The sequence below is a fragment of the Candidatus Methylacidiphilales bacterium genome, assembly GCA_025056655.1.
Taxonomy (GTDB): Bacteria; Verrucomicrobiota; Verrucomicrobiia; order Methylacidiphilales; family JANWVL01; genus JANWVL01.
On record JANWVL010000143.1, the window covers coordinates 1 to 3,714 of the forward strand.

Consider the following 3,714-nt stretch of genomic DNA (forward strand, 5'->3'; position numbering starts at 1 on the left):
TGCTTTTCGCGGTGTGTGGAGGAGCTATGGCGGTCGGTTGCGTCGTTTGTGCAATGCTGGAATCGGCGGCATCCCTTCAAGCAAGCACATCCGGGTTATCAGAGCTATCCGCGGGACTACGCAAGTATTTGGATTTAGGCAGTCACCGGAGACGAAGGTCTGCTAGCTGCGCTGAACGCGACTCGGGAGCAGCAGGACGGGGGTGAGGTCTATTGGCTAGCACATCATCTGCGGCGATATGCTCGTCGCAACGACCGCGATTTATTCATCCACAAAGACCTGAGATGGTTTCTCGGCCGCGAGTTGGATTTCTATGTCAAGAACAAGGTGCTAAACCTAGACGCGGTCGAAGTCGCTGATGAGCGTCAAGCGGAGAGCTTGCTGCGCCTTGCCCGCGCTGTGAGGCAAGTAGGCATGGCGATCATTGAGTTTTTGGCTCAATTTGAAGATGGTCAGAAGGTGCTACGGGAGAAAAATAAATTTTTAGTTGAGGCGTTCTACGCTGTGGCGGTTGGCGCGATTAACGAGGCTTTCTATGCTGAGATAGCCGCCAAAGACAAGCAGTTGGCGAAGTGGGAAATGTTGCTTGGCCTAAGCGCGCTGAGCGACGGGCAGGTTGATGGCGACATGACGATAGTCGAGGGGCGAGTGGGCTTGCTCAAGGCGCATCCGACACTGCCACTAGACACGCGCCATTTCTCGTCGGAGTTCGCTGATCTCTGCTGGCTTCGTTTGGCAATCTCGACGAGATGACTGACAGTTCGCTGGTGCACCATGAGAACTGGCAGGCATTGAACCTGTTACAGGAGAGGTATCGTGGGCATATAAAGTGTATCTACATAGATCCGCCTTACAACACAGGAAATGACGGATTTGCTTACAAAGATAATTATAAACATTCTGGCGTGTTAACCATGATGAAAAATAGGATTGAAATAGCTGACAAACTGGTCAATGCCACAGGGGAGCTGCATTGATAGCAACGAGAGTGCAAGGATCAAGTTGGCAGTTGAGTAGACCACTCGCCAGTCACTCGGAAAATAAATTGTTGTCGCTCGCGTCAAGAAGAGCATTCTTGAAGGAGGCCGTCCTTGTGCACTTAACTGGTGGCACAACTACCTTGAGCTTTTTGCCATGAACGAAACTCATGTTAACGTGCCTGTCAAGACGAGAAAGTACGCACAGCGATGGCATACATTTGATGCGCATGGGATCAGACCGACGATGGAGTATGAAATTCTTGGATGCAAGCCGCCTACAGGTCGGCATTGGATGTATGACGAGAATCGGGCAAGAGAAATGTTGTCTCAGGGCAGAATTAAGAAATCGCCAAAGGGTTCAATTCAGTATCTATTACCAGAGTCGGGAGTCGTCCTTTTGGATACAAATTGGATTGACTTGATCGGGTCGGATAAGGGTCGGATAACGAATGGCAGTTTGCTAACGGCAACAAGAACAAAAGCCTGATCATGTGCGCGGTTTCAATGCTGACGACGACGGGCGATATCGTTATGGACTTCTTCGTAGGTTCTGGCACAACTGCGCACGCTGTGGACGACCTCAACACGCGGACGACGCAAATTCATCCTCGTTGAGATGGCAAGCTGCTTCAACACCGTGCTGCTGCCGCGCATAAAGAAAGTCACCTTCGCCCTTGAATGGCGCGACGGCAAACCTAAACGCCTCCTCACCCCAGACGAAGCCAAACGCAGCCTGCGCCTTATCAAGGTGATCCGCTTAGTCCTACAAGGACGCACTTAACAATTTGACCTTCGACGAGGCGCCCGCGCCGCCCGCGCGCACCGCGCTCAAGAACGAATACACCCTGCGCTACATGCTGCGATGGGAAACGCGCCGAAGTGCCACGTTTTTGGACATAGACAAGCTGCAAACGCCGTTCGCCTACACACTGCGCCTCACTGGCGATGGCGTGACTAAGCCTAAACCTGTGGACTTGCCGGAGACCTTCGTGTATCTGCCTGGACTGGACGTTGAGAGTCGCAGAGTTTACTATGACGGCGAGCGGCACTACGTGGTGTATAGGTGCAGGCAGCGCGACGGGCATTGCGTGGTTGTGCTCTGGCGCGACACGACAGGGTTGGCGCAAAGCCACTATGAGCGCGAATGCGCGTTTGTCGCCGAGCGCGGGCTGATTGAGGGCGCGGATGAGGTCTTCGTTAACGGGTCATGCTGATTTCAGGCGCGCAGTCGCTCGATCCCGTGTTCAAAACGCGTTTGTTTGCAGATGGCTAAATTGCGCTGAGGTGCCGCATAGCAATGCGCCTGTGCCAGTATCAGCGATTGACGCATCTGATGTGCGTTACAACGTGTTATCAGCTTAGAGGCGTAAGCAATCAGCCAATCCAGTTCTCGAGCATGACAAGTCCCTTTGGGGGTTTCTTTCTCGAAACAAACTCGTATTCGTATTCGTATTCCTCATCATCCGTAGACACAGTGATGGTCACTTCGAGGGGATTATTGGGGGTAGGAGGACTACCGTCGAAGTCATAGGAAGAGACAAATGCCAGAGCGACCAGCCATGCCACTTCGTCAATGTCGCTGGTATCTGTCGCGATCTTTGCCTCGTACGTGATCGTTCCATCGTTAGCGTACACAGTGTAGACGTTCATTTGATAAATACCTCTTAGATTGATATAATATTATTGTAAATCATGTCAACGCGAAAATCAAGGATGTGGGATCGCTTAAATTCAAATACTACGGGACTACGCAAGTATTTGGATTTAGGCTCTCCCAAAACTAGACAATCCGTGTTATAGTATATATTACCACATGACCAGTAGATTAAAATGAAGGAGTGGTAAGATGGGAGCCCAAGCTGACACGTGGATTAGAGAGAAAGCGATAAATAACGGGATGATAGAACCTTTTATGGATAAATCGATCCATGAAGGCGTTATTACTTACGGTTTGTCTTCTTATGGATATGATATCCGCATAAGCGATGAGTTTAAAATTTTAAACAAACATTCGGATAAAATAATAGATCCCAAGAAATTTGATCCAGACTTACTTATCGATTTTAAGGGCGATAGCTATGTTATTCCCCCCAATTCATTTGTGCTAGCCAGAAGTCTTGAATATTTCCGTATCCCACGAGATGTGATTGTAATTTGCACAGGAAAAAGCACTTATGCAAGATGTGGGATCATCGTCAATGTTACACCCCTTGAACCAGAATGGGAGGGTTATCTTACGCTGGAAATTAGCAATACTGCGCCATTGCCAACAAAAATATATGCGTTCGAGGGTATTGCACAACTCATCTTTATAACTGGCAATAGTTTGTGCGAGATGAGTTATCGTGAAAGAAAGGGAAAGTATCAGGGACAAACAGGCATCACTTTGCCAAAAATAGAAAATTAAGAGATCGCAGGGAGTGCCTAAACCCAAATACTTGCGTAGTCCCGCGGATAGCTCTGATAACCCGGATGCGCTTGCTTGAAGGGATGCCGCCGATTCCAGCATTGCACAAAGGACGCAACCGACCACCGCAGCGCTTCCACACACCGCGAAAAGCACCGCGTCTGTCGGCCTAAGCGAGCAAGAGCCCCCGCAACTCGGCGAGACTTGCTTCAACCGAATAGGTCTGCGACTTGCCCGGCGCAACCAGAGACAGCCGCCACGGTAGTCTAAAGCAGCATACCCACTGAAGCCGTCGGTGCAATACTGAAATGCCCGTGGCGCTTGATC

5 protein-coding genes and 1 pseudogene are annotated in these 3,714 nt (G+C 50.1%); 5 read left to right on the forward strand and 1 reads right to left on the reverse strand.

Features of this window, described 5'->3' with window-relative positions:
* Nucleotides 1–303: 303 nt before the first annotated feature.
* The 4 genes and pseudogenes from NZM04_09235 (at nt 304) to NZM04_09250 (ending at nt 2,194) form a co-directional block, all read left to right on the forward strand.
* Entirely contained in the window at nt 304–753 is a 450-nt protein-coding gene (locus NZM04_09235) for a hypothetical protein (protein ID MCS7064206.1), read from the forward strand.
* Between the two features lie 707 nt (nt 754–1,460).
* A pseudogene (locus NZM04_09240) lies at nt 1,461–1,595 on the forward strand (site-specific DNA-methyltransferase).
* 1 nt (nt 1,596) lies between these two features.
* Complete coding sequence (locus NZM04_09245; protein ID MCS7064207.1) at nt 1,597–1,761, forward strand: hypothetical protein; 165 nt, start codon at nt 1,597–1,599, stop codon at nt 1,759–1,761.
* 4 nt (nt 1,762–1,765) lie between these two features.
* Nucleotides 1,766–2,194, forward strand: coding sequence for a hypothetical protein (locus NZM04_09250; GenBank protein MCS7064208.1), 429 nt, complete (start codon nt 1,766–1,768; stop codon nt 2,192–2,194).
* Between the two features lie 160 nt (nt 2,195–2,354).
* Here the strand turns inward: NZM04_09250 and NZM04_09255 are convergent, their stop codons facing one another.
* Complete coding sequence (locus NZM04_09255; GenBank protein ID MCS7064209.1) at nt 2,355–2,630, reverse strand: hypothetical protein; 276 nt, start codon at nt 2,628–2,630, stop codon at nt 2,355–2,357.
* A gap of 196 nt (nt 2,631–2,826) precedes the next feature.
* Here NZM04_09255 and dcd point away from each other — a divergent pair, with 196 nt between their 5' ends.
* Nucleotides 2,827–3,387 carry a dCTP deaminase gene (dcd, locus tag NZM04_09260; protein ID MCS7064210.1) on the forward strand — a complete coding sequence of 187 codons (561 nt, stop codon included), beginning with the start codon at nt 2,827–2,829 and terminating at the stop codon, nt 3,385–3,387.
* Nucleotides 3,388–3,714 lie beyond the last annotated feature (327 nt).